The 25503-nt window shown below is 66.9% G+C and carries 27 protein-coding genes; 14 read left to right on the top strand and 13 right to left on the bottom strand.

The features are described 5' to 3' along the window. Together VFA08_08520 and VFA08_08525 are read left to right on the top strand one after the other, a co-directional pair. Positions 1 to 754 (top strand): hypothetical protein (locus VFA08_08520; protein HYZ13631.1); only part of this gene is annotated, 754 nt, incomplete at its 5' end. A 54-nt stretch (positions 755 to 808) separates the two neighbouring features. Beyond that, positions 809 to 1318, top strand: coding sequence for a MarR family transcriptional regulator (locus VFA08_08525; GenBank protein ID HYZ13632.1), 510 nt, complete (start codon positions 809 to 811; stop codon positions 1316 to 1318). A gap of 266 nt (positions 1319 to 1584) precedes the next feature. Here the strand turns inward: VFA08_08525 and VFA08_08530 are convergent, their stop codons facing one another. Together VFA08_08530 and VFA08_08535 are read right to left on the bottom strand one after the other, a co-directional pair. Further along, positions 1585 to 2847, bottom strand: a complete 1263-nt coding sequence (locus VFA08_08530) for a cytochrome P450 (GenBank protein HYZ13633.1) — start codon at positions 2845 to 2847, stop codon at positions 1585 to 1587. A 30-nt stretch (positions 2848 to 2877) separates the two neighbouring features. Further along, the gene (locus tag VFA08_08535) at positions 2878 to 4185 is read right to left on the bottom strand and encodes a glutamine synthetase family protein (protein ID HYZ13634.1); all 1308 of its coding nucleotides are present in this window, start codon (positions 4183 to 4185) and stop codon (positions 2878 to 2880) included. Between the two features lie 85 nt (positions 4186 to 4270). Between VFA08_08535 and VFA08_08540 the strand changes: the two genes are divergently transcribed. Continuing rightward, the gene (locus VFA08_08540) at positions 4271 to 4816 is read left to right on the top strand and encodes a GNAT family N-acetyltransferase (GenBank protein ID HYZ13635.1); all 546 of its coding nucleotides are present in this window, start codon (positions 4271 to 4273) and stop codon (positions 4814 to 4816) included. On the opposite strand, the gene VFA08_08545 is transcribed toward VFA08_08540, so the two are convergent. Beyond that, positions 4779 to 5207 (bottom strand): hypothetical protein, encoded by a 429-nt coding sequence (locus VFA08_08545; GenBank protein ID HYZ13636.1) that lies wholly within the window; start codon positions 5205 to 5207, stop codon positions 4779 to 4781. The two genes, VFA08_08540 and VFA08_08545, sit on opposite strands and share 38 nt — an antisense overlap. Positions 5208 to 5240: 33 nt before the next feature. Further along, positions 5241 to 6095: a fumarylacetoacetate hydrolase family protein gene (locus VFA08_08550; protein ID HYZ13637.1), complete on the bottom strand. Its 855-nt coding sequence runs from the start codon at positions 6093 to 6095 to the stop codon at positions 5241 to 5243. A 12-nt stretch (positions 6096 to 6107) separates the two neighbouring features. Here VFA08_08550 and VFA08_08555 point away from each other — a divergent pair, with 12 nt between their 5' ends. From VFA08_08555 to gltX, 4 genes are read left to right on the top strand one after another with little or no spacing between them, the layout of a single operon-like run. Further along, the gene (locus tag VFA08_08555; GenBank protein HYZ13638.1) at positions 6108 to 6896 is read left to right on the top strand and encodes an acetoacetate decarboxylase family protein; all 789 of its coding nucleotides are present in this window, start codon (positions 6108 to 6110) and stop codon (positions 6894 to 6896) included. Positions 6897 to 6906: 10 nt separating this feature from the next. Beyond that, positions 6907 to 8139 carry a crosslink repair DNA glycosylase YcaQ family protein gene (locus tag VFA08_08560; protein ID HYZ13639.1) on the top strand — a complete coding sequence of 411 codons (1233 nt, stop codon included), beginning with the start codon at positions 6907 to 6909 and terminating at the stop codon, positions 8137 to 8139. 29 nt (positions 8140 to 8168) lie between these two features. Then, a complete protein-coding gene (locus VFA08_08565; GenBank protein HYZ13640.1) occupies positions 8169 to 8933 on the top strand; it encodes a fumarylacetoacetate hydrolase family protein in 765 nt (254 codons plus the stop codon). Further along, positions 8930 to 10351 carry a glutamate--tRNA ligase gene (gene gltX / locus VFA08_08570; protein ID HYZ13641.1) on the top strand — a complete coding sequence of 474 codons (1422 nt, stop codon included), beginning with the start codon at positions 8930 to 8932 and terminating at the stop codon, positions 10349 to 10351. The genes VFA08_08565 and gltX overlap by 4 nt, the downstream gene beginning before the upstream one ends. 51 nt (positions 10352 to 10402) lie before the next feature. Here the strand turns inward: gltX and VFA08_08575 are convergent, their stop codons facing one another. Together VFA08_08575 and VFA08_08580 are read right to left on the bottom strand one after the other, a co-directional pair. Then, a complete protein-coding gene (locus VFA08_08575) occupies positions 10403 to 10819 on the bottom strand; it encodes a hypothetical protein (GenBank protein ID HYZ13642.1) in 417 nt (138 codons plus the stop codon). 86 nt (positions 10820 to 10905) lie between these two features. Next, positions 10906 to 11172, bottom strand: a complete 267-nt coding sequence (locus tag VFA08_08580) for a hypothetical protein (protein HYZ13643.1) — start codon at positions 11170 to 11172, stop codon at positions 10906 to 10908. A gap of 171 nt (positions 11173 to 11343) precedes the next feature. Between VFA08_08580 and VFA08_08585 the strand changes: the two genes are divergently transcribed. Continuing rightward, the gene (locus VFA08_08585) at positions 11344 to 12084 is read left to right on the top strand and encodes a hypothetical protein (protein HYZ13644.1); all 741 of its coding nucleotides are present in this window, start codon (positions 11344 to 11346) and stop codon (positions 12082 to 12084) included. A gap of 33 nt (positions 12085 to 12117) precedes the next feature. Here the strand turns inward: VFA08_08585 and VFA08_08590 are convergent, their stop codons facing one another. Then, positions 12118 to 13503: an FAD-binding oxidoreductase gene (locus VFA08_08590; GenBank protein ID HYZ13645.1), complete on the bottom strand. Its 1386-nt coding sequence runs from the start codon at positions 13501 to 13503 to the stop codon at positions 12118 to 12120. A gap of 273 nt (positions 13504 to 13776) precedes the next feature. Here VFA08_08590 and VFA08_08595 point away from each other — a divergent pair, with 273 nt between their 5' ends. Both VFA08_08595 and VFA08_08600 read left to right on the top strand, forming a co-directional pair. Then, a complete protein-coding gene (locus VFA08_08595; GenBank protein ID HYZ13646.1) occupies positions 13777 to 14766 on the top strand; it encodes a sigma-70 family RNA polymerase sigma factor in 990 nt (329 codons plus the stop codon). Between the two features lie 504 nt (positions 14767 to 15270). After that, on the top strand, positions 15271 to 15903 hold the full coding sequence (locus VFA08_08600; GenBank protein HYZ13647.1) for a CBS domain-containing protein: 633 nt from the start codon (positions 15271 to 15273) through the stop codon (positions 15901 to 15903). A gap of 46 nt (positions 15904 to 15949) precedes the next feature. On the opposite strand, the gene VFA08_08605 is transcribed toward VFA08_08600, so the two are convergent. Together VFA08_08605 and VFA08_08610 are read right to left on the bottom strand one after the other, a co-directional pair. Beyond that, positions 15950 to 16717, bottom strand: coding sequence for a DUF4386 domain-containing protein (locus VFA08_08605; protein HYZ13648.1), 768 nt, complete (start codon positions 16715 to 16717; stop codon positions 15950 to 15952). 187 nt (positions 16718 to 16904) lie between these two features. Next, a complete protein-coding gene (locus tag VFA08_08610; GenBank protein ID HYZ13649.1) occupies positions 16905 to 17336 on the bottom strand; it encodes a group 1 truncated hemoglobin in 432 nt (143 codons plus the stop codon). Positions 17337 to 17616: 280 nt separating this feature from the next. Here VFA08_08610 and VFA08_08615 point away from each other — a divergent pair, with 280 nt between their 5' ends. Then, positions 17617 to 18081: a hypothetical protein gene (locus VFA08_08615; GenBank protein HYZ13650.1), complete on the top strand. Its 465-nt coding sequence runs from the start codon at positions 17617 to 17619 to the stop codon at positions 18079 to 18081. Between the two features lie 27 nt (positions 18082 to 18108). On the opposite strand, the gene VFA08_08620 is transcribed toward VFA08_08615, so the two are convergent. Further along, complete coding sequence (locus tag VFA08_08620) at positions 18109 to 18834, bottom strand: transcriptional regulator (GenBank protein HYZ13651.1); 726 nt, start codon at positions 18832 to 18834, stop codon at positions 18109 to 18111. 219 nt (positions 18835 to 19053) lie between these two features. On the opposite strand from VFA08_08620, the gene VFA08_08625 reads away from it, so the two are divergent. From VFA08_08625 to VFA08_08635, 3 genes are read left to right on the top strand one after another with little or no spacing between them, the layout of a single operon-like run. Beyond that, the gene (locus VFA08_08625; protein HYZ13652.1) at positions 19054 to 19680 is read left to right on the top strand and encodes a DUF2231 domain-containing protein; all 627 of its coding nucleotides are present in this window, start codon (positions 19054 to 19056) and stop codon (positions 19678 to 19680) included. Next, on the top strand, positions 19677 to 20363 hold the full coding sequence (gene folE / locus VFA08_08630) for a GTP cyclohydrolase I (protein HYZ13653.1): 687 nt from the start codon (positions 19677 to 19679) through the stop codon (positions 20361 to 20363). The genes VFA08_08625 and folE overlap by 4 nt, the downstream gene beginning before the upstream one ends. A gap of 12 nt (positions 20364 to 20375) precedes the next feature. Then, the gene (locus VFA08_08635) at positions 20376 to 21182 is read left to right on the top strand and encodes a dihydrofolate reductase family protein (protein HYZ13654.1); all 807 of its coding nucleotides are present in this window, start codon (positions 20376 to 20378) and stop codon (positions 21180 to 21182) included. A gap of 68 nt (positions 21183 to 21250) precedes the next feature. Here the strand turns inward: VFA08_08635 and VFA08_08640 are convergent, their stop codons facing one another. The 3 genes from VFA08_08640 to VFA08_08650 all read right to left on the bottom strand — a co-directional run bounded on the left by VFA08_08640 (position 21251) and on the right by VFA08_08650 (position 25452). Then, positions 21251 to 21808 (bottom strand): hypothetical protein, encoded by a 558-nt coding sequence (locus tag VFA08_08640; protein HYZ13655.1) that lies wholly within the window; start codon positions 21806 to 21808, stop codon positions 21251 to 21253. A 142-nt stretch (positions 21809 to 21950) separates the two neighbouring features. After that, positions 21951 to 23051: an acetate/propionate family kinase gene (locus VFA08_08645; GenBank protein HYZ13656.1), complete on the bottom strand. Its 1101-nt coding sequence runs from the start codon at positions 23049 to 23051 to the stop codon at positions 21951 to 21953. A gap of 13 nt (positions 23052 to 23064) precedes the next feature. Then, a complete protein-coding gene (locus VFA08_08650; protein HYZ13657.1) occupies positions 23065 to 25452 on the bottom strand; it encodes a phosphoketolase family protein in 2388 nt (795 codons plus the stop codon). Positions 25453 to 25503 lie beyond the last annotated feature (51 nt).

Consider the following 25503-nt stretch of genomic DNA (forward strand, 5'->3'; position numbering starts at 1 on the left):
CGCCACCGGCCCTGCGGGACCGCTCGGTCCGATCGGACCGATGGGACCTGCCGGCACCGACGGTCTCGACGGCGCTACGGGACCGACGGGGCCTGCGGGTGCCGATGGCATCGATGGCATTGACGGCGCCGACGGTCCGACCGGACCCGCCGGACCCGCCGGTGCGGCTGGTGCCGACGGTGCTACTGGACCCGACGGTGCCACCGGACCCGCCGGACCGCCCGGGGCCGACGGTGCTACTGGACCCGACGGTGCGACCGGACCCGCCGGACCGCCCGGGGCCGATGGCGCCGACGGTGCGACCGGTCCGACAGGACCAGCCGGCCCCGGCGCGGACCCCGACTACATCCAGGTCTCCGACACCACGGTCCAATCGGCGGCCGCCGCGAACACGTTCCAGAACGTGACGTGGTCCACGAACGGCCCCCTTGACGGCTTCACGCACGTCGCCGGAACCGCGTCCGTCACCGCCCCGCGCGCAGGCTTTTTCCTCGTCGCGGCGTCCATCCCCGTGGCGTCGGCAGCGCTCGGCGGAACGGCGACGCTCTGCGTCGCGATCAACGGTGCGAACACCACCTGCCAGTCGATGACCCTCGACACGACGACGATGACGAGGGTCATCCCGCTCACCACGATCGTCACGGCCGCGAACGGCGACACGATCTCGATCCGGTTCCGAGGCACCTCGACGAACGTTCGGATTCAAGGTGCGGCCGACGCCATGAGCGTGATGACGATCGTGAACGTCGACTGACGCGAGAACGACGAGTCGCGCATGCTGTCACAAGCGCCACGGTAGGATCGCGCCGTGACGGATCCCGCCGGTCTGCTACCCGCCGAGCGCCGGGTCCTGGAACGTCTCGGGCACATGCCGCTCGACTTCCGAGCGATGTGGGCGGTGTCGAACCTGTTCCGCGCGTCCGCCGCCATCCGCCGTCACATGGAGGCGAAGATCCTCGCCGACGACCGGTTGTCGTGGACGTCGTTCGTCGCGTTGTGGGTGCTGTGGGTGTGGGGTGAGATGGAGTCGCGCGACCTCGCGTCGGCGGTGGGGATCAGTCGCCCGACGTCCACCGGGATCGTGACGACGCTCGAAAGCCGCGGCTACGTCCGCCGCCGCAAGAACGCCGCGGACGGCCGGATGGTTCGCGTCTCACTGACCGAACGCGGGCGTCGGAAGATCGAGGACCTCTTCCCCCGATTCAACGCCGAGGAGGCAGCGATCACGTCGCACCTCTCACCCGAGCAGCAGGACGCGATGGCGATGATGCTCCGCTCGATGCTTCGGGTCGCCGGCGAGGGCGAGGAGCGCAGGTAACATGCCCTGCGCTTCGCTAGGGGTTCCACCGATAAAGAGTGCATGACACGGCGAATACGTCGCGGAAGGCCGCCAGCGAGGGATGTGGGGCAGTACGACGAGCCGTGGTGGAAGTGGGCGGGCGTCGTACCCGGGAGGATCGTCCGGGGTTCAGCCCTCTCGCGTCGGCAACGTAAGGATGTACTTCACGGCGCGTTGGTGGCGATATTGATCTTCCTCGCTGCCGTCGGCGTCGTTGCTCTGCTGGTCTGGGCTGCGCCTTAGCGTCAAGCGCGTTTGACCCGAACCGGCATGTGCTTGATGCCGTTCACGAAGTTCGAGCGCATGCGCTCGACCGGCCCTGCGAGCTCGATTGACTTCAAACGTGGCAGCAGCTCCTCGAACAGGATGCGCGTCTCGAGCTTCGCGAGGTGCGCCCCGAGGCAGAAGTGCGGTCCACCGGGCCCGAACGTCACGTGCTCGTTCGGACGCCGGCTAACGTCGAACCGGTACGGATCGGGGAACTGATCCCCGTCGCGGTTCGCGCTGATGTACCACGTCACGACCTTCTCGCCCTCCCGGATCCTCTGACCGCGGAGCTCCGTGTCGTGCGCCGCCGTTCGGCGGAAGTGCATGACCGGTGTGGCCCACCGCAGGATCTCCTCGACGGCCCTGGGGATCAGCGACGGGTCGTCGCGGAGGCGCTGCATCTGGTCGGGGTGCTCGATCAGCGCCTGCATGCCGTGGCTGATGGTGTGTCGCGTCGTCTCGTTCCCGGCGATCATCAGCAGGCCGAAGTAGTTGTCGAACTCGCGCTCGGTAAGCACGCCTTCGCGCTGGGCGATCGTCAGCGCGGTGATCACGTCGTCCTGCGGTTCGTCCAGACGTACGTCGCGCTGCCGGTGCGCGTACTCGAACATCTCGAGCGCGATGGGGGAGCGGAACGGCAGGTACTTGAACTCCTCCGTGTCGACCTTGTCGACGACGGCGTCGGTGAACTCGGGATCCTGGTTGCCGATCATCGCGTCGCCCCACCTGATGAGCATGGGCGCGTCTTCTTGGGGGACCGTGAAGATCGCGCACAGGAACCGGATCGGAAGCTCTTTGGCGATCTCCATCGTGAAGTCGAACTCGTCCTTCTCCAGCGCGCGGTCGAGCACCTTGCCGGCCACTTCTCGGATGAAGTCCGCGTACTCGCCGACGCCGCGCGCGCTGAACCGGCGGTTGCAGATGTTTCGTAGCTCCCGATGGCGTGGTGGATCGGTCTCGAGCATCGACTTGCGGATCGAGAGCTGCTCCTCGTCGAGCTCCTCGAGCGAGACAGCCCCGCGTTCGGACGAGTACGTCTCCCAGTCCATGTGGACCTGCACGAGATCGTCGAAGCGCGTGACTGCCCAGAAGCCCTTGTTGGGCTCGGACTCCTCGTGCCACACGACGGGCGCGCGGCGGCGGAGCTCGTCGAACCACTCGAACGGCACGCGCTCGACGTAGTTGTCCGGGTCGACGAGGTCGATCCCGGAGAGCTCGGCTTCGGCGGTCGCCAGGCTCATCGCACGTTCCTCGGCTCGGTCATGGCCGCCTCAGAAGTAGGGGAGGTAGTACTCGATCTCCCACGGCGTCACATCCGTCGTCGTCGTGTCGTCGATCGCCTTCGCGTAACGCTCCCACTCGGCCCGCTTGAGCTTGGTGAACGTCTCGACGAGCCACGGGCCCAGTGCCTCGCACAGCTCCTGGTCGGACTCGAACGCCTGGAGCGCGGCCTCGAGCGTCGCCGGGACGCGGCGGTCGGTGTTCGGCGCCTCGCCCACACTCTGGGGCGCAGGCGGGTCGAGCTTCTGCTCGACGCCGAACCGCGCCGCGTGCAGGACCGCGGCGGCCGACAGGTACGGATTCGCCGCGCCGTCGGGCATGCGGTGCTCGAGCCGCGTCCCCTCGCCACGCGCCGGGGGGACGCGGATGCACACCGTTCGATCGTCGTACCCCCAGTTCGCCCAATACCCGTTTAGCATGTCCGGTTGCAACCGCTTGTAGGCGTTCACGTGCGGGGCGGCGATGGCGCTGAGGCCTTCGTGATGCGAGAGGAGCCCCGCGACGCACTGTTTCGCGAGCGGCGCGACCCCGTCGGACGCGTTCGGCTCGTGGAACGCGTTCGAGCCGTCCGGGCGGCGGAACGAGAAATTCAGGTGCATCCCGCTCCCGCCCCGATCGTTGAACGGACGGCCGAGGAACGTCGCCAGCCGCTCGTGCTTGTGGGCGATCTCCTTGACGAGGAGACGGAACAGGAAGCACTCGTCCGCCGCCGAGATGACGTCCTTGTAGCGGATGTTCACCTCGTAGGCCGCGGCGTCGAACTCGCTGCCCCAGCTCTCTACGGGGAATCCGGTCTGCATCGACGCTCGGACCATGTCGTCGATCGTTCCGTCCGGGTCGACCGCCGCTCCGGTCCCGTACACGCGGTGCGACGGCAGGTCGACCGCCTTCCACGAAGAATCCTCGCCCCGCTCGAGCAGATAGAACTCGGACTCGAAGGCGAACATCGGCTCGAGGTCCATCTCGCGCCACGGCTCGACGGCCTTCCGCAACACCTGCCGCGGATCGACGTCGAGTGGCTCGCCGTGTTGCTGGACGTCGGCGATCCCGATGATCGTGTCGTCCTCCCAACCCGGGCGGAGCGTGTCGCGATCGACGAACGCCTCGACGTCGGGGAGCCCGACGTCGAATTGCTGGCGCGAGATGTCCAGGATCTCGCGGTCGGTCGTGAGCGGAAACACGCCGATGCAGAACGCCGCCCGGCCGTCGTCGGCCACGTCCCCGAACAGGTACTTGCCGCGTTCGACGCCGAGCACGTCCGAGTAGAGCAAGCGGAGGCGTTTGCCCTTGACGTCCATCGAACGCTCCTCAGCGGGAGACGGCGGGCCTGAGCGCGAGGATAGTCGACCCGGCGCCGAACGCGCCCGGTACGGTGTCGACCCGGTGGACGAGGACTTCCGGCTCGAGACGGAGCGGCTTCGGCTCCGGCCGTGCACGGCCGAGGACGCCGACGCGCTTGCCCCGATGTTCGCCGACGCCGAGCACATGCGGTATTACCCGTCGACGTACAGCCGGAAGGAGACCGAGCTGTGGGTCCAGCGGAACCTCGACCGATACCGCGACGAGGGCTTCGGACTGTGGGTGGTCGAGGACCGGGAGACCGGCGAGATCATCGGCACAGTCGGGCCCGCGGTGCAGATCGTCGACGGCGTTCGCGAGGTCGAGATCGGCTGGCACGTTCGACCGGGATGGAAGGGAAGAGGGATCGCGCCTGAGGCGGCCGCCGCGGCGCGCGACTGGGCCTTCGCGAACCTCGATGTCGACCACCTGATCTCCCTCATCCGGTCCGAGAACGAGCCCTCAGCGCGCGTCGCGGAGAAGATCGGGATGCGCGTCGACCGCGAGGTCGATTTCAAGGGACTGCCGCACCTCGTGTACAGGATCGACCGCCTTAGCCCTCCTGGGCCAGGCGAGGCAGGAACACCGTGACGGCGCCCTCGCCGTCGAGGTCGCGCGTGTACGCGTAGACGGCGCCCGCGTCGTCCGCTCGCGGTGCGACGTTGACCAACAAGCCTCGTGTCGGCCCGTCGCCCGAACGCCACACGTCGTCGCTCCAGCGACCCCGCCCCCGCACCGTCACCGCGACGTAGTCACCCGGCTCGACCCACGGCGTCTCCTCGGGGTCGTCGTCTTCCTCGACCGTCACGTTCGAAACGGCCAGCGTGAGCTGTGCGAGCTCGTTCCCCGCGTTCAGGCCGATGACGATCATCTCCCCGAGCAACGGGATGAACCGCTCGTCGTCGGTGTCGGCCTCCCACATGAGCGGAGGCCGTTCCGTCCGCATGAATCCATGTGCCGTCAGGATCTCGTCGAACCGCATGATCAGCGTCTTCCAGTGTGGCCGACCGCTCCGCTACGTGCGGCCTGGTGGACGGATCCCCCGGAACTCCCAGTCGCCGCCGAGCGCCGTCGAGATCACCTCCTCGGACTCGCTCGGCTGGGCTCCGACATCGTCCCGGATCGCCACCGAACCTTCGACGACCGTGTTCCGCAACGTCCCCAAACCCTCCACCTCTACGTCCACGACGTCGCCGGGCTGCACCGGCCTGGAGTTCGCCGGTGTCCCCGAAAGGATCACGTCTCCCGGCATCAGCGTGATCGTTCGTGCGATGTCCGCCACCAGGTAGTGCATGTCCCACACCATCTCGTCGGTCGTGCCGTCTTGACGAACGTCACCGTTCACGAGCGTTCGGATCCGTTTGCCGCGGAAGTCCCAATCCGCGACGAGAGCCGGTCCGATCGGACACAGCGTGTCCGACCCCTTCACCCGCAGCATCGAGCCCGAGTCGGTGTCACGGAAGTCGTGGAGCCCGTAGTCGTTCGCGATCGTGTAACCGGCGATGTGATCAGCGGCCTCGGAGGGCGCGATGTGCCGGCACTCGCGCCCGATCACGATCGCGATCTCACCCTCGTAGTTCAGGTACTTGCATCGAGGCGGGCGAACGACGGTTCCGCCGTGCGCGTTCAGCGAGCTGATCGGCTTGTGGAAGTACGTAGGGGCCGGCGGCATCTTCGCCATGAACTCCCTCACGCGACTCTCGTAGTTGAGGTGGATGCAGATGATCTTGGTCGGCTCGCACGGCGCGAGGTGCATCGCCTCTTCGGCGGGGACGCGGCGTCCGTCGGGCGAGATCAGCTCGGTGCCCTGGCGGGTGACCGTGGTCGGCTCGCCGTCGAGCACGATCCGTCGCGTCTCCACGCCCCGGATAGTATGCGGCGCATGGCGGAGCTGAAGGGCTTCATGCCGCCGCTCACACCCGAAGGGCGCTCGTCGGTCGTCCCCGCACCACCGTGGCACTACTCGGGGGACCTGCTGACGATCGAGTACCGCGCGGCGCCGGGCTCGGTGGCGCGGTGGCTGCCGGATCCGATCGAGCCGGCCGACGAGGATCCCGACGCCGTCGCCGTGATCTTCGCCGACTGGCAATCGTGCTCGGACACGTTCGAGGAACTGCTCGATCCTGCTCGCGCGCAGTACAAGGAGGCGTTCGTCGTCGTGCGGTGCGCGTACCGCGGCGAGCGGTACTCGCGCTGCCTCCTGATCTGGGTGGACAAGGACTTCTCGATGGTCCGAGGGTGGCACCAGGGCTACCCCAAGAAGCTCGGGTCGATCTGGGTCACGCGGCCCGTTTCGTACGGCAAGGCCGGCCCGCGGTTGGAGCCGGGCGGGCGGTTCGGGGCGAGCGTCGCCGTTCACGATCGGCGGATCGTCGATGCGCGGTTCACCATCACCGGGCGCGCCGACACGAACGGGTTCGTGAACGCCCTGCCGATGCTGCACAACCGGTATTTCCCGTCGATCGAGGAGGGAAGCCCGCCCTCCATGAATGAGCTCGTGACGATGAAGAGCTACGACTGGGAGGGCTCGGAGGTGTGGACCGGCGACGCCGAGCTGGAACTCGGTCCCTCACCCGTCGAGGAGCTCGAGAGCCTGGCGCCGGTCGAGATGGTCGCCGGGTACTGGCGCAGCGTCGGCGTCACCTGGGGCATCGGTACCCGACTCGCGTAACCGCCACGCCGTGTCAGCGATCCGGCAGGTCGATCTGCGCACCGCGCGCCGGTTGGCGATCGCCAAGCAGCGGCTCACCGGCATCGCTCCGCGCTCCTCGCCGTCGAAGGTGCTCGACGTCGTCCGCTCGATCCGGTGCGTGCAGCTCGACCCGATCTCGGTCGTCGCGCGCAGTCCTCTCCTGGTGCTGCGGAGCCGCCTGGAAGCGTTCGAGCCGCGGCATCTGGACCGGCTCGCCTACCGCGATCGTTTTTTGTTCGAGTACTGGGCGCACGCCGCATCGATCGTGCTGTCGGAGGACTTCGCCATTCATCGGTACCGGATGCGGCGATGGCCGGGCGACGGCGCGTGGGGCGATCGGATCCGAGGATGGATCGGGGCAAACTCCGCCCTCAAACTTTCGATCCTGTCGGCGTTGCGACGCCGCGGCCCGCTCCGCATCCGAGACATGGCGGACCTGTCGGTGGAGACCTGGAAGTCCTCGGGCTGGACCGCCGATCGGAACGTTGACCAGATGACCCGGTTCCTGTGGATGCAGGGGAAGGTATTGGTCTCGGATCGGCGAGGACTGGAGAAATGGTGGAACCTCGCCGAGCGCGTCCTGCCCGACGACGTGCGACGTCAGCGTTTGGGCGACGCCCAGGTCGCTCGACGGGCGATCGAGCTCTCGCTGAAATGTCTCGGCGTCGGAACCGCGCAGCACATCGCGGGTCACTTCACCCACGGGTATCCGGGTCTGCCCGCGACCCTCGCCGCGTTCGAGAAGACAGGCGTCGTCGAGCGCGTCGACGTCGTTCGCGACGGTTCACCGCTCCGGGGGAAGTGGTACGCGCATCGCGACGATGTGCCGCTGCTCGAGCGGATCGAGCGCGATGAATGGGAGCCGCGAACGACGCTGCTGTCGCCGTTCGACAACCTGATTCACGACCGGAAGCGACTGTTGACGATGTTCGACCTCGACTACCGAATGGAGATCTACGTCCCCGTGGCGAACCGGAAGTACGGCTACTACGCGATGCCGCTCCTCGACGGCGATCGGTTCATCGCCCGCGTCGATCCCGCGTTCGACCGAGAGCGCTCCGCGCTCGTCGTCAAGTCGATCGTCCCCGAGCCCACCGTCCGTCCCGACCGTTCCAACGCGGTGCCGATCACAGCGGCCGTCCGCGAGCTCGCCACGTGGCTCGGCGCGACAACCGTCGATGTCGCCCCTGCGGTGCCCGCGCCGTGGCGCCGGCTCGGGTAGCCACTCGCCTGCGGTAGCCTGCCGATCCCATGCGCCTCGTGCGGTTCCGTTTCGGCGACCGGATCGCCACGGGCGCCGCCGAGTTCGAGGGCGACACGATCCGCGTCCTGAAGGGCACGTTCTTCGAGGATCCCCTGCCGACCGGCGAGGAGGTGCCGTTCGACGACGTGCGCTTGCTCGCGCCGGTGCTGCCGTCGAAGCTCGTGTGCGTGGGTAGGAACTACGCCGCCCATGCCGCCGAGTTCGATTCCGACGTCCCCGAGGAACCGCTGCTGTTCCTGAAGCCGTCCACGGCGGTGATCGGACCGAACGACCCCATCAGGTTGCTCCCGATAAGCCACCGCGTCGACTACGAGGGCGAGCTGGCAGTCGTGATCGGCCGCATCGCGCGGAACGTGCTTACTGAGGACGCGTACAAGCACATCCTCGGCTACACCTGCGCGAACGACGTGACGCTCCGCGACCTCCAGAAGACCGACGACCAGTGGGCGCGAGCGAAGGGATTCGATGGCTCATGTCCGCTCGGGCCGTGGATCGAGACCGACCTCGATCCCACCGACGTCCGCGTCGAGACACGCCTGAACGGTGACGTGCGCCAGGCCGGACAAACCTCCGACGTAGCGTTCGGCGTGGCCACGCTGATCGAGTACATCACCTCGTTCATGACGCTGCTCCCCGGCGACGCGATCCTCACCGGGACGCCGGAAGGCGTTGGCAAGCTCTCGCCCGGCGACGTAGTCGAAGTCGAGGTCGACGGCATCGGCACGCTCGCGAACCCCGTGGTAGCGGCGTGAGCGACGTCAGGACTCGATTCGCTCCGGCGCCGTCGGGGTCGCTTCACGTGGGCAACGTGCGAACGGGACTGTTCTCGTGGGCGTTCGCTCGGCACAACAAGGGCGCGTTCATCCTTCGCATCGAGGACACCGACGCCTCTCGAGTGACGGAGGAGGCGTTCCACGGCGTCATGGATTCGCTTCGATGGCTGGGGATCGACTGGGACGAGGGCCCCGACATCGGGGGTCCGTTCGAGCCATACCGTCAGTCGCAACGGATGGCCATCTACCGTGAGACGGTCGACCGCCTTCTGTTGCAAGGCGACGCGTACCGCTGTTACTGCACGGACGAGGAGCTCGCCGGGCGCCGCGCGGCAGCGCGCGCCCGAGGCGAGCCCGAAGGCTACGACGGCCGCTGCCGGAACCTGTCGGACCAGGAGCGCGCGGCGTTCGAGGCCGAAGGGCGACCGTTCGCCGCCCGGTTCCACATGCCGGAGCGCGAATGGGTCATCTACGACCTCGTCAAAGGGGAGGTCCGGTGGGCGCCCGGTCACCTGAAGGACTTCGTCCTGATGCGGTCCGACGGCTCGCCGGTGTTCCTGCTCGCCGTCGCCGTCGACGACATGCTGATGGGAGTCACGCACGTCATCCGGGGCGATGACCTTCTCGACAGCGCGCCGCGCAACGCCGCGGTCATCGAGGCGCTCGGCGGCACGCCACCGAAGTACGCGCACGTCCCACAGGTGAACGGGCCCGACGGCAAGCCGCTGTCGAAGCGTCACGGCTCGACCAGCGTCGAGGCGTTCCGCGAGAAGGGCGTCCTCCCGGAGGCGCTGATGAACTACCTCGCGCTGCTCGGATGGTCCAAGGACGCGGAGACCACGTTGATCTCCAGGGATGAGCTGGTCGAGGCGTTCGATATCGAGCGCGTCTCGAAGAACCCCGCGCGCTTCGACGTCGACAAGCTCGAGTGGATGAACAATCACTACATCCAGCAACTCGACGACGACGACCTCGCCGCGCGGTGCCTGCACTTCCTGTCCGTCGCCGGGTTGTCGCCGGATCCGGTGCTGCTCCGCCGCGCGATGCCGCTCGTCAAGACGCGCATGAAGTATCTGACGGAATGCGTCGCGCTCCTTCGGTCCTTGTTCTCCGACGACGTCACGCCCGACGACAGGGCCGCGGCGCTGATCGAGAGGGCGCCGGACGGGTACCTCGCCAGAATCGCGGACGAGCTCGAGGCGGTTCAGCCGTGGAGCTCCGAGGCGATCGAGAGCAAGCTCGACGAGGTCGTCGAGTCGTTCGGGCTGAACCGGACGAAGGGATTCCAGCCGGTCCGTGCCGCGGTGACCGGAACGACCGTGTCGCCGCCGCTTCCCGAATCGCTCGAGCTCCTCGGACGGCAGAGGACGGTCGAACGGGTCCGCACCGTCGCGTGACGTTCGAGCGTCCCTCGGGCGGCGGTCGGCGCAGACGTGTTCGCGACGTGTTCAGACCCGGTGCGCGCGCCAGGTCCCGCGGGCGACGTCCCTGCAGCCGCGAGAATCCCGCTCGGAGCGGAACGTTCCCCTGACTCGTTCTCGGCTCGTGAACTCGCCTCGGACGACCACCGTGGTTTCTCGGTCGCTATCGAAGAACCGGATCACGAACGTACCGTCGTCGGCGATTCCGAACCTGACGGCGCCGCTCGTCGCGAGCACCGTGAGGTTGCAGGCCTGGTGGAAGACAGGGACATGAACGTTGCTGATCTCGCCGCCGTCGACGACGAAGCGGATGTGTCGGTCCTGTGAGGTCATGCCGCCGTACTGGCCATCTCGGTTGACCGCCGCGGCCGGAGAAGTGGCCAGCAGCATCACGGCGCTCCCGAGCGCGACGAATGGCCAGCTGCGGTACCGCGGCTGCCGCACCCCCGTGTTCCCCCTTTCGGCCTACGGTGCGGACCATATGCGCAGGCCGGCGCCGGCCACAAGCCTTGGGCGTGCGCGCTCCGCGCTCAGTCGTCGCGGTTCTTCGGCGACAGTCGACGGCCGATCAGGGCGAGCCCCCCCGCGATCGTGAGGACGAGGGACGTCACGGTGCCTACGAGCCCGACCAGCAAGACAGCCGGCTCGTTCGGGTCGGAGTCGAAATCGGTCCCGATGATCAGGGCCGACACGTTCGCGACGAGGTAGAAGACGGCAACGGCGAGCGCCGGCAGCAGCGCGAACGCCACCGTTACCACGCCGCCGATGGCCAAGCCGAGCGGCTTGTCCCCACCCATCTCAGGCAGTGTCGGACGATCGCGGCACCGCGCCATCGTAGCCGCGATGGCGGGATCGACCCCCCGAACATCCGACTCAGCCCCGAGATATCTCAGGCCGATACCTACGCCATGAGCACGATGTATTTCTCGGGCCCTACGCCATCCGTGTTCGAGCGGCGAGCAGGCGCGGTGCGTGGTTTGTTCGGCACGCTGACGGTGATCTTCCTTTTGGCCGCGGGATTCATCTACGGCGCGATCTGGTACCAGCAACGCGACCTCGAGGAGCGGGCAACCCAGGACGGGCGCAAGCTCGCCGTCCAGGTCCTGAAGCCGATGCTGCTTCAATCGGATGCCGACGCTCCGGTCACCGGTGATCGCTACCAACACCTCCTCTCGATCGTCCAGCAAGACGTGATGGCCGGGCCGATCAACCACGTTCGGCTGTGGCGCGCCGACGGCACAGTGATGTTCGCCGACGATGCGTCGCTCGTCGGCACGAGCGATCCCGCCGTACGCGACGAGCTTCGAGCGATCAAGCCCAGCACGTCCGAGACGGCGGTGAAGGGGGAGCGCTTCCAGGTGCTCACCGCCGTCCGGATCGGTGAATCCTCGAGGTTTCTCATCGTCGAGCTCGATCGTCCGCATGATGCGATCGTCCAGCGCGTGAACAAGCAGTGGCGTCCGTGGTTGGTTCGCGCCGGCATCGCCGCGGGGATCTCGTTCGCGCTCTATCTGGCGATGGTGATCGGATTCCTTCTGTACCGCGCCGGGAAGGCTGGAAAGCGGTCCTGGAAGCGAACGAACGAGAGGCGGAAGGAAGCGAAGGCCAAGGGAAAGACGGCGGACCTTCCCGCGTACATGCAACCGGGATACCGGGAGGAGGTCGAGGCGAGACGTCGGGCCGAGGAAGCGGAGGCGCCTCGCAGCTGAAGCCTGTGCCTCACTGCGGTGCAGTGAGGCAGGTCAGCGATCCGATTGCCGCCTTGGCGGAACGTTCTGGTTCACTCGGAACAGGTTCTTCGGGTCGTAGCGCGTCTTCACGTCGGTAAGACGGTCCCACGTGGGTCCTGGGTAGGCCTCCCGGACGCGATCTTCGCCCTCGTCCGCCAAGAACCCCACATACGCGGCGCGATCGCCGCGCTGGAGCTCGTTCCAGAAGCTCGTCACCCATCGCTCGCGCTCGGGCGTCTGGTCGACGTCCTCGTACACGGTCGCGCAGGTCAGCATGAAGTTCCGGCGTCGGTGCGCGAACGCCGTGGCGTCCGGGGGCACGCGGGCGAACGCACCGCCGAGCGCGCGGATCTGCGTGACGCGCATCGGCGCGGTGTCGTTCTCGAGCCGGTCGATGATCGTGGCGATGGCGCGCTCGTCAACCTCGTCGACGAACGAAGTCCGACCCGACGAGATCGGGTGGTAGCTCTCGTCCTCCGGCATGTACATCTCCGGGTAGCGCATCGGCCGGACCATGTCGGCGATCGGCGCCGCCAGCGCGCGGAACGGCGCGATCGCCTTCTGACCGGCTTCGACACCTCCCGCGTACGTCATGAACGCGAACACGATCAGCTTGCCGTGGTGCTCCTCGGGAACGAACGGCATCGGCGGGGCTGGCATGATGTTCGCGATCGTGCTCAGCTCATCTGGCGCGTCGGACGCGGCGGCGAGGAATCCGGCAATCACATCCGGCGTTGCCGGCAGGAACAGCATGCCGCCGACGATCCTCTCGAGCGGCTGCAACCGGTACTGGAACCGGGTCGCCACGCCGAAATTGCCGCCGCCGCCGCGGACCGCCCAGAACAGGTCCGGATGCGATTCCTCGTCGACGCGAACAACCTCGCCGTCCGCGGTGACGATCTCGGCGGCGAGCAGATTGTCGATCGTCATGCCGAACTTCCGGACGAGGAACCCGATGCCGCCGCCGAGGGTGATCCCGCCGATCCCGACGGAGCCGGTGTCACCGAACCCGACGACCAGGTCGTGCACGTCGACAGCCGTCGTCACTTCGCCCGCGGTGAGGCCGGCATCGGCCCACACGGTTCTCCGCTCGGGGTCGACCTCCACCGCGTTCATCTCGGCGAGGTCGAGCACGATGCCCCCCTCGGACGTGCCATGGCCGGCGCCGCTGTGACCGCCGCTCCGAATGGCCAGCTCGAGGCCAGTGTCGCGCGCGAGCGCGACGACGCGGCCGACCTCCTTCGCGTCGGCCGGGCGGATGATGACCGCCGGATGGCGATCGATGTTGCCCGAGAACACCCGCCGTGCGTCGTTGTATCCAGCGTCACCGGGTGCGGCGACGCGCCCGTCGAACTCGCGCCGCAGGTCGTCGATGGGGATGGCCGTGGACGTCGTCATGGACAGCTCCCTTCCTCGTGACATGGAGTAGACGAACGTCGTCGCTTCACTGTGACAACACCGACTCGGTCCGGCGCTGCGTGGGTCTCGCTCGTCATCTCGGCCTCTCTCGATGTCTCACGGAACTCGGACCGCGCGTGCTCCCGAAAATCATCGGTATCGATTGCAACCGGCCGCGCACTTACGCGGATTCCCCCCGCGCACGACGAGATGTGAACGCTCCGAGAACCCCGCGTGAGTGCGCCGTTGGCGGCGCTGCCTATCATTGGCCCGATGACGGACATCACCGGTGGCATCGCCGCTGCACCTTCGGACCTCGAGCAGCGGTTCGAGGAGCATCGGACCGAGCTCACCGGATACGCGTACAGGATGCTCGGTTCTGCCTTCGAGGCCGAGGACGCCGTGCAGGAGACGTTCCTGCGCGCGTGGAAGGGCTACGACGCGTTCGAAGGTCGTTCGAGCCTCCGTTCGTGGCTGTACCGCATCACCACGAACGTGTGTCTCGACATGCTCGCCGGGAAGGAGCGCCGTGCACGGCCGATGGATCTCGGGCCGGCTCGATCCGCCGATACGCCGCTCGGCGAGCGACATCCGGAGGCGACGTGGATCCTTCCCGTCCCGGACGACCGCGTGCTGCCGTTGGCCGGAGATCCCGCCGAGCTTGCCGAGCAGCGCGAGTCGATCCGGCTCGCGTTCGTGACGGCACTCCAGCATCTGCCGCCCAAGCAACGCGCCGTGCTCGTCCTCGCCGAAGTGCTGCGGTGGAAGGCATCCGAGGTGGCCGAACTGCTCGAGACGTCGGTCCAATCGGTCAACAGCGCGTTACAGCGGGCCCGGGCGACGCTCGCGAACATCCACGCGAAGGCCGCGCCGGCCGAACAGATCGACGAGAAGCAGGCGCGGTTGATCGAACGCTACGTGGACGCCTTCCAGCGATACGACATGGACTCGCTGACGTCGTTGCTGCGAGAGGATGCCACCTGGAACATGCCGCCGCACGAGCTCTGGCTGCAGACGCACGACGACATCCGCCGCTGGTGCCTGGGGCCAGGGATCGGATGTCGCGGGTCGCGGCTGATTCCCGTCGCGGCGAATGGATCGCCGGCGTTCGGTCAGTACAAGCCTAGCGAGGACGGCGGGCTCGAGCCGTGGTCGCTTCAGGTGCTCGAGATCTCAGGCGGACGGATCTCGGGGATCACGTTCTTCCTCGACACGCAGAGCTTGTTCCCGTTGTTCGGCCTGCCCCAGCGGCTCGACGCTTGAACTGGAACCTCCCGAGGTCGCGCGGCGCGGCGGGTCACACGGCGGCTGTTCGCACGGCAGGACCTCGGCGAGACCCGTCAGCGCGAGAAGGTCGCGAAGGTCCTCGCAGGCGTCGCTGAAACGGAACCGGACGCCGACCCGTAGCGCGAGGAGTTGCAAGCGGGCCAGCGCGTCGATCGTGTCGGCATCGGGTTCTGCGACGTCTCCGACGTCGCACATCGGGTCGCGCTCGCTACCGGCCAGCTTGCACACGTCCTCGCGCATCGACTCGACGTCGGCGCGTGACGGCGCGGAAGGCATGACCAGCAGCTCGGGCAGCGGCCCCACGGGAGGTCGACTCCCGCGATCGGACATAGGTCTCCCTCTTGCGATCCGATGAAGAGGACGAAACGGGGGAGCGGAACTCATCGGGTGCACACCTCAGCGAAATCGGTGGCGGGATGCTTGCTCCCGAGACCCTCGGGTATGTAGGGATCGCATGCGTTCATCTCGGAGGTGAGAGCTATGGGTTTGTTCACGACCACGCTGGCGCTGGGCGCCGGCTACTACGCGGGCATGAAGCTAGGCGACAGGCCGGTACGGGCGGTTCGCGACGCCAGGCAGCAGATGCGGGGAGGGGCGGAGGCCGTCGGCACTCAGGCGAGTGATCTGCGCACCCGTGCTTCGGAGGCCGCACGAGCGGTCCGGTCACGACTCGCGGTGGGGGACGCGACGCTCGACGTGCGAGCTGTCCGCGAGGTGATGTCGGCGGCGCCAGAAACGGTCGATATCGAGACGTCCATCCGCCAGGCCGCCGAGAAGATGAGGGTCGCCGACATCGGTAACGTGATCGTCACCGAGAACGGACAAGTCAGAGGGATCTTGACGGACCGCGACATCGCGGTTCGCGCGGTGTCGGAGGGGAGAGACCCCGATGCGGCGAAGGTCGGGGACATCATGACGCCGTCGCCCGTGATGATCGGGCCCACCGAATCGGTGAAGGCGGCGATCGACCTGATGCACCAGCACGACATCCGTCGTCTGCCGGTCGTGAAGAGTGGGCGTCCGGTCGGCGTCGTCGCGCTGGCCGACGTGTCGATGAGCCCGAGGGTTCAGCCGCTCCTCGCGGACATCAGCACCGCGCCGCCGAACAATTAGGCTGGATCGACGCCGTCCGCCTCGACCCGGTTCTCATGAATGTCGCCTAGGCACGGTGCCTCGATACGCTGTCGGACTCGGGCAGCGTCGTCACAGACTCCATTCCCAGGGTGGGAGAAGGCCTGAACCCTTTGATGATGCAATAGATGCTGAGCGACAGCTCCCAGAAGAACTCTGGGATCGTCGCGATGACTTGAATGGCCCCACCTCGCTCGATCGCATCGAACATGATGGCGATCCCGGTGGCGATGACGAGTGGACCTCCGATGAGACCCAGTATCGCCATACCTCGCGGCACCAAGCCGGATCGGTACATCAGGTATCCCAGGATGACTCCGTTCGCGAGACCCGCCATGAAGCCGGGGCCAACCAGGAACGCTCGGTAGTAGAGCGCGACGAGCCCCTCACCGATTGCGGGATCAGAGACCGCCGTGGCCTCCTGCCGCATCAGGATGAATGCGAGGGCGCTGACGAGCCCGATGGCGATGAAGATGCCCTCGACTAGCCGGGCAGAGACGTAGCCGACAGCTCCGATCTCGCTCTCGCGCTTGAGGACCGGGTACGCCACCACGGCGGTAGCGACGTTGGCGATGATGAGGAAGACCTCCAGCGTTGCGGCGGCAGCTACGCCCGTCGTGGGATCGGCGCCGGCCCCGGTGATCAGGCCGGGGTCCTCCAGGATGCGGGCGTAGCCGATGAAGTAGGCCGGGATCGACGTGAAGAACGTGGCCAAGAAGAACCAACCGAATACTCGTCCGAGCGACTGGAGTCGATACGTGTGCCGCCCCTCGATGACGGTGGCGTCAGCAGCCATTCCCGTCCCCCTCTCTCGCGCGAATCACGGCCGATCGTCAGGAGGTCGCACGCACAGGTCTACCTGCTCGGGCTGATCGTGCCAACCGTTGCGCGGTTCGATCACCCCGACGGCGTAACCCGGTTGACCTGAGCGCAACGTGTAGCTACTCGAGAGTCACGTGCGACTGGATCGGCGCGCGAAGCGCTCAGGCGGAGGCCATTGACCCCTCGGTCACTTCTCCCTTGTGCGCCGCGAAGGCGGCCAGGACTTCGTCCTTCTCACGCGGCGGGACCTTGAAGTGATCGAGCGAACGTGCCAGCTCGGCCGCAACCTCATCGAACTCCTCGGGGGTGATGCGGAACTCGCGATGGGCCTCCTCGAGCCCGAGAGGAGTGCTTCCCGGCTTCGTGGCTTCGAACGTGAAGGGTCCACCGGCGACGTTGCAGACCCACAGCGTGCGCATCCACTTCAGTCCCGGCAGCCTGTCCAGCTTGTTGGTATGCCACTCGCGAAGCTCCGGATTCTCCGATCCCTGTCCGACGATCGGATTCTTGATGAGAGCGTCGCTGAAGTGGTCGATCACGGCGGCGATGGGGAACACGCCACCCAATCGTTCGTACAGGCTCGCCTCGCCCATAGCTGACCTCCCGTCCACGACCGGAAGTGGTGGGTCCTTTGCGGGACGGCCGACCCGGTCGCTTCCTGTGTGCCTCCAACGTTATGCCGGAGTCGAAGCGTCCCGTAAGCCATACGAGCTGCTCCGCTGTTCCGATTTCGGCAGTCGAAATTCATTCCACCCACGTCGAGGGGGTTCGAACGTGTTCACGCAGCGCCGCCATTTGGGAATGGCAGGTTGCCCCATCGAGGTTCTAAGACCAGGATTTACTAGTCTTAGAACTGTTTTGGGAGGAAACGGGATGGCCTTGGTCAGCGCCAGGCACGACGTCCAGGTCGAGGTCAGCTTAGGAGAGGATCCCGTGACGCTCGAGTGGGAGATCGCGATGGCGGCCCGACGAGTCGCACGAGATCTCTTTCTGTGCGCGGTTGCCGCACTCGAGGAAGAGGCGATCTCACAGAGCGGCGGAGCACGACAGCGACGGGAGCCGCGCTGGGTGGCCACCGTGTTCGGACGGGTTCGCCTTCACCGCTACCGCGTGAGGCGGGGAGATGCCACGTTCCATCCGGCTGACGAGATTCTGAGGCTGCGTCGGGGGGAAGCGTCCATGGCAGTGCGGGAGATCGCGGTCGAGCTGACGCGCAAGCTGTCCTATCGCGACACGGCGTACGTGCTCTCGTTGTTCACCGGCGATCGTTTCACGTACCAGCACGTGGGTCGCTTGCTCGCGGAGGCGGCGCATCCGCCCACTGGGCACGACGCCTAGTAGCTCTTCGCCGTCGTTACGTTTCGTTCAGCCTGGCGGTGTGGCCGCTCGTCGGGGCATGCTCAGCCTGACGCAGCACTGCCCGGGGATCGGGTCGAGCACGACGTCCACCGTTTCGTTCCCCAGCCCACGTACCACTCCTTCGACGAGACACTGGTTCATGCTGCAAACGAGATCGCGGTCTTCCTCGGCGAGAGCGTGGAACGGGCAGCTCCGGAGTCGGACACTTCCTTCGTCGTCGCGGTACGGCTCGTAGCCGGTGTCCTCGAGGACCCGAGTCGACACCGCCATCGCTCGCTCGGCGCCTGGTGGCGGGATGCCCAGACGGCGCCGCTCGGCAACGCCGATCTCTCTGCCTGCTTCGGCTGCCGCCCGACGGGCCGATTCCTCGCCGCGTTCGCTCTCGCGCTGCGATCGGAGCGCACGGAGCAACACAGATCCCATCAGGTCGTACCGTCGCTCCGGGATCGTCACGTCGATCTGTCGGCCCGACGGCTCGTAGTACTTCGAGGACCGTCCCGCACCGCGCCCACCACGCTCGGGCGGCCGGGCGTACGAGTACGTCAGGAGTCCACGCTCGGCGAGCTTGTCGAGATGGAACGCGGCCAGTTTCCGCGAGATGCCGACCGCGGAAGCCGCCTCGTCCCGTGTGACGGGCCGTCCCTGCGATCGCACGAAGATGTAGAGCTTTTGCCGAAGCTCGTCCTCGAGGGCTCCGAGTGCCTCGGCGTCTCGCCGCAGTCCTCGCAACATGCCATCGATCGTAGCACCAAGGTCTATTAGCCGTAGATTCGAGAGCGGGTCGCGCGGTTCAAGAGCACGCCGTAGTGCCTCACCACGTTGACGGCTTGCCATCGACCCCGATAGGGTCGGGCGTTGTAACGCCAATACCTGCCGACGTTAGGGAAGGCCGTCCTCGGGTACGTCAGAAACCATGCGGACAGGCCGGAACGGGTAAGGAGGAGGTCGCTGATGGCACGTCTGTTCTCGTTCAAGCCCGCGATCACGTTCAGAGGACGAGCGTTCCACGGGATACGCGGATGGGCGGGAAAGCCGACGCACCCGCCGCTCACCGACTTTCCGATCGTCGCGTACGTGCTGACCGCGATCTTCGACCTGATCTCGTTCTTCGGTCACGGATCGAGCGCCGACCCGCGCCCATTCGCGCGAGACCTCTTTACGGCTGGGACGTACGTGATCATTGCCGGCGCGATCGTGTCCCTCGGCGCGGCGACGACCGGTTTCTGGGACTGGTGGAAGGGGATCGATCGCGAACCCACCGGTCTGCTGGGGCGCGCTCAGCACACGCAGGTGTGGCGGACGATCAACACGCACATGACGATCATGCTCTCGGTGACGGCGATCGCGATCGTCGACATCGTCGCTCGACTCGCGCAGTCGGACGCTCGCTTCTCACCGGGTGTGGTCGTCATCCTGTCCGTGGTTGCCGGGGCGCTGGTGACGATCGGAGCGGCGTACGGCGGTTCGCTGGTCTATGACTACCAGTTCAATGTGGAAGGTCTGAAGGGAAGCACGGCGTGGGATGAAACCGAGGTCGATCAGCTGCCGGGCGGCAAGGTCGCCTCGACAGAGCCATGACCAAGTCCGCAGAGGATCGGGCGACGTCCATCGGTTCCTCCCACCTCCAGACGGACCCGGAAGACGACGTTCGGTGGGAAGCCGTCCGCCCGCGGAGCCTGTCGCTCGCGCAGTGGGACAGGTTCGAGGGTTACGTCCGTGAGATCTTCGAGGCTTTCGGGATGGACCTGGAGACGCCGGGGACCAAGGACACGCCGTCGCGTTTCCTGAGAGCGCTGCTCGATTCGACGGATGGATACGAAGGCGACCCCAAGCTGCTGAAGACGTTCCCCACGGAGTGCCGCGGCGGTCCGGACTGCCGAATCAGCCAGATCGTCGAGGGACCGATCTCGTTCTTCGCACTGTGTGAACACCACGCGTTGCCGTTCTACGGCGAGGCGCACATCGGCTACGTCGCCCACGAGAACATCATCGGCATCTCCAAGCTCACGCGGCTGGTGCGCGTGTTCGGGCGACGCTTCACAGTGCAGGAGCGCATCGGTCAGCAGGTCGCCGACGCCCTCGTGCAGCTGATGACCCCGCACGGTGTCGCCGTCCATCTCGAGGCCGTGCATCTGTGTACGCAGATGCGGGGCGTTCGCGAGGAGGGATCGAGCACGTGGACCTCGTTCTGGCGCGGCGTCTACGAGGACGACCCCGAGCTGCGGCAGTCGTTCCTTCAGGTCGCCATGCGGCAGGGGTGAGGCGTCGAACCCATGGAGCCGTTCGACGTGATCTACGAGACCTCCGGTTTGCCGTCGCAGGAACTGCAGCCGCAATTGGGACGCCTCTACGGCGGCGACCTGGGATTCAAGTCACCGCGGCTGTACGCGAACTTCGTTTCGTCCCTCGACGGCGTCGTCGCCATCGAGGGCGTGGATCACTCCAGCCAGATGATCAGCGGCAACAGCCTGGCCGACCGGTTCGTGATGGGTCTGCTCCGCGCCTTCGCCGACGCGGTGCTGATCGGAGCCGCAACGATGCGAGCGGCGCCGGATTCGTTATGGACGCCCGGGTACATCTTTCCGGACTGCGCAACCGACTTCTCCGAGCTTCGAGACCGTCTCGGGCGAGACGCAGAACCGCGACTCGTCGTGCTGACATCATCCGGCGCACTCGACCCACGGCACCCGGCGTTGGAAGCGGGGGCCCTCGTCGTCACCACCGAGGCCGGCTCGGCGAAGCTCGGAACGCGACTGCCTCCATCGTCGAAGGTCATCGCGATCGGAGACGCTGAGGAGGTTGATCTCACGAGCGTGATGTCAGTCCTCCACGGCGAGGGCCACGACGTCGTCCTCACAGAAGGTGGACCGACGGTGATCGGTGGCCTCTTGAGGCGAGGACTGCTCGATGAGCTGTTCCTGACGGTGTCGCCGCTCCTCGCCGGCCGATCGTCGACGAGCGGGCGACCCGGATTGGTCGAGGGGAGCGATCTGCTACCGGAGCGGAAGGTGTCCGGCGAACTATTGAGCGCACGGAGACATGGATCGCACCTGTTCCTAAGGTACGAGATCGGCGGGTGACGCGCGACGCCCCGGTCCCGATAGGGACCGGGGCGTCAACTCCACGGTGCGGAGGTCGTGGAGTCTTCCTATACGCGGGGAGCCGCGACCGGTTCGACGTGAAGCCTCCGCGCCAGGGTGGGGATGGCCAGCCCTCCCAGTGCCACGCCGACGCCGCCGATCACGAACCCGAGCGCCGCGAAAGCGACACCGAGACCGATCACGAGGTCGGACACGTTGAAGGCCATCACGGACGTGTACAGGCTCGTCCGAAGGGCCGACGCTTGGAAGGCGACGTTCCGCACAGGATTCGCAACGGGGTTGCCCTCTTCGTCCTTGAGGGCTGCCGCCTCGTCGCTGGTGTCGCCGCCGTCGGGTGTCAGGAAGCGCCCCAGCTCCGCGTAGGAGCGTCCTCCCGTGGCCTCGTCGGCGTGAACGCCGATGATGTCGGCCATCGACTGTGCCGTTGCCGCGTCGACGACGGCCGCGTTCGGAATGGAGGCGTCTTCCGGCGTCACGATCTTCTGCGCCTCGAGCTCATCGCGAACATCTCCCTTGGCGTCGATCCCACGAACGACCGTGTAGGCACCGGCCGCCAGGAACACGAGCCCGATGAGCATGAGAGCGACTGGAAAGGCCTTCTTCATGGCCCTTCTCCTTTCTCTCTCACGAGGCGGACTCTCCGCACCGCACGTGAGTAAGTGTCGGCGAGAAGAGGGGGTCCGCCCCGAGGCGTCCGGCCCTACCTGCGTGGGCCGAAGGTCCCGTCCGACTTGGACGAGATGCGCCTCAGGCGCTCGCCGCGAGCCGACGCACCTCGGCGGCGATCGTCAGGTCCTCGCGGGCCTGCACGACAACCGTCCGGACCGGGGCGTCGCGTATTGATACGTCGACGTCGAGTTCCTCGACGCTCTCGTTCGCCGTGGGATCGATGTCGACGCCGAGGAACGACACGCCTCGGCAGGTGTCGAGACGGATGCGTGCGGAGCCCTCGCCGACGCCGCCGGTGAACGCCACGGCGTCCACCCCGTCCATTGCCGCTGCCATGGCGGCGATCCCGGCTCTGAGCCGGTGCAGATAGACCTCGACGGCGAGTGTCGCGCGCCGGTCACCACGGTCGGCGGCCGTGATCACGTCGCGCATACCCGGCGCGACGCCGGAAAGCCCGAGTAGGCCGGACTCGTGGTCAAGGACGCGTTCGATGTCGTCGGGGTGGAGGCCTTGCTCCCGGAGGACCCAGAGGAGCGCGCCGGGATCGACGGACCCCGAGCGCGTCGCCATGACCAGTCCCTCCAGCGGCGTGAACCCCATCGTCGTGTCGACCGAACGGCCGCCGGCGATCGCGCACAACGAGGCGCCCGCACCGAGATGACAGCTCACGATCCGAAGCTCGTCGGCGTCCCGTCCGAGGATCTCCGGTACTCGTCGCGCCACATACGCGTGATTCAGCCCGTGGAACCCGAACCGCCGGATTCCCCAGTCCTCCGTCCAGCGCCACGGGACGGCGTACACCGCAGAGCGATCGGGGAGCGTCGCATGGAACGCCGTGTCGAAGCAGGCGATCGACGGTCGATCGGGGGCAATGTCGCGCACCGCTTCGAGCGCGGCGAGCGCCGGCGGGTTGTGGAGCGGCGCGAGGTTGCCGATCGACGCCAGACGTTCCATCACCTCACCCGTGACCACCACGCTCTCTCGAAAGACGTGTCCGCCGTGCACCACGCGGTGACCGGCCGCGTCGAACTCGACGTCGCCGATGAATGTCGAGAGCTCTCGTGTAGCGACATCCTCGTCGCGCGCGTCGAGGTCACGGGACGTGACGACTCGATCGTCACCGTCGAGGACCCTTAGCTTCAGGCTGCTCGAGCCGGCGTTGACGACGAGGACCCGCACGATGCGGCTCGGGTCAGGCCGGCCAGGTCCACTCGCGGACGCTCGGGACGTCCTCGCCGTGCTCCCGCGTGTACGCCCGAGCGCTGATCCGGCTGTCGACCATGAGCTGCCGGACGTGCGCGGCTCGAGATCCGAGTCCGGGAACGCGGTCGATCACGTCCATGACCAGGTGGAACCGGTCCAGGTCATTCCGCATCACCATGTCGAACGGCGTCGTGACGGTCCCTTCCTCTTTGTACCCGCGCACGTGCAGGTTCTCGTGGTTCGTTCGCCGGTACGCCAGTCGGTGGATGAGCCATGGGTACCCGTGGAAGGCGAACACCACGGGCCGGTCGACCGTGAACAGCGTGTCGAATTCGCGGTCGGGCAGCCCGTGCGGGTGCTCGCTCTCCGGTTGGAGCCGCATGAGGTCGACCACGTTGACGACGCGAACCTTGAGGTTCTGGAGGTGCTGACGGATGAGGTCCACCGCGGCGAGCGTTTCCAGCGTCGGGATGTCGCCGCAGCAGGCGAGGACCACGTCGGGGTCTCCGCCGTCGTTGCTCGTCCAGTCCCAGATCCCGATGCCGCGAGTGCAGTGCAGGATCGCGTCGTCGATCGAGAGGTAGTTCAGCGCTGGCTGTTTCCCGGCGACGATCACGTTCACGTAGTTCTTCGTCCGGAGGCAGTGATCGGCCACCGAGAGCAGGCAGTTCGCGTCCGGCGGTAGATACACCCGCGTCATCTCCGCCTTCTTGTTCGCGACGACGTCGATGAACCCCGGATCCTGGTGCGAGAAGCCATTGTGGTCCTGGCGCCACACGTGGCTCGTCAGCAGGTAGTTGAGCGACGCGATCGGCCGGCGCCACGGAACCTCCTTGCTGATCTTCAGCCACTTGGCATGCTGGTTGAACATCGAATCGACGATGTGGATGAACGCCTCGTAGCAGTTGAACAGCCCGTGCCGGCCGGTGAGCAGGTATCCCTCCAGCCATCCCTGGCACATGTGCTCGGACAGGATCTCCATTACGCGACCGTCCGGCGCCAGGTGGTCGTCCGCGGGAACGATGTCCTCGAGCCACGTGCGGTTCGTCACCTCGAACACCGGCGATAGGCGATTCGAAGCGGTCTCATCGGGCCCGAACAGTCGGAACGTGTCTCCGTTTCGCTTGATGACGTCCCGGAGGAACGCGGCGAGGACCGAGGTGGCCTCGCTAAAGGTTCGTGCGGGCTGGTTCACCTCGACGGCATGCTGTCGGAAGTCGGGGAGCGACAGGTCGCGCTCGACGCCCCCGTTCGCGTGTCGGCTCGCGCTCATGCGGCGTTCTCCGCTGGGAGCGAGGGCGGCGATCTCGGCGACCAAATGTCCCTTCTCGTCGAAGAGCTCTTCGGGCCGGTAGCTGCGCATCCATCGTTCGAGGAGATCGAGGTGACTGGGGTCGTTCCTCACATTCGACAGTGGAACCTGATGTGATCGAAACGTCCCCTCGACCTGTTGGTCGTCGACCTCGTGCGGTCCCGTCCATCCCTTCGGCGTCCGAAAGACGATCATCGGCCACCGGGGCCGCCGGCGATCGCCGTCCTGCCGCGCGGCGCCCTGGATCCGCTCGACGTCGTCGAGCACGTCGTCGAGCACCGCGGCCATCTGCCGGTGGACGTCGGGTGGGTCTTCGCCCTCGACGAAGTACGGCCGGTAGCCATACCCTTCGAGCAGCGACGACAGCTCGTCGTTCGGGATGCGCGCGAGGATCGTCGGGTTGGCGATCTTGTAGCCGTTCAGGTGGAGGATCGGCACGACGGCTCCGTCGGTCGCCGGGTTCAGGAACTTGTTCGAGTGCCAGCTCCCGGCGAGCGGTCCGGTCTCCGCCTCGCCGTCGCCGACGACGCAGAACACGAAGAGATCCGGGTTATCGAACGCCGCCCCGAACGCGTGCGCGAGCGAGTACCCGAGCTCGCCGCCCTCGTGGATCGACCCGGGCACCTCCGGCGTCACGTGGCTGCCGATCCCGCCGGGAAAGGAGAATTCGCGGAACAGACGGCGGATGCCGTCCTCGTCCTCCGTCACGTCTGGGTAGAGCTCCGAGTAGGTGCCCTCAAGGTACGAGTTCGCGACCGGCGACGGGCCGCCGTGACCCGGTCCGATCACGTACATCGCTTCGAGGTCGCGGGCTCCGATCACCCGGTTCAGGTGCACGTAGATGAAGTTCAGCCCCGGCGTCGTTCCCCAGTGGCCGAGCAGACGTGGCTTCACGTGCTCGGGGCGAAGTGGCTCCCGAAGCAGCGGATTGTCCATCAGGTAGATCTGTCCGACGGAGAGGTAGTTGGCCGCTCGCCACCACGCGTCTATCAGCCGGAGCTCCTCATCGGAGAGCGGAGGTGCGTCGCCGCCGGGCGCCCGCGATTCAACCGACGTTCCAGTCATGACCCCTCGACCTCCTGACGCTCGGGAAGCAGTCGATCTTCCGACGATATC

This window comes from Actinomycetota bacterium, assembly GCA_035640355.1.
Taxonomy (GTDB): Bacteria; Actinomycetota; UBA4738; order UBA4738; family HRBIN12; genus CALGFI01.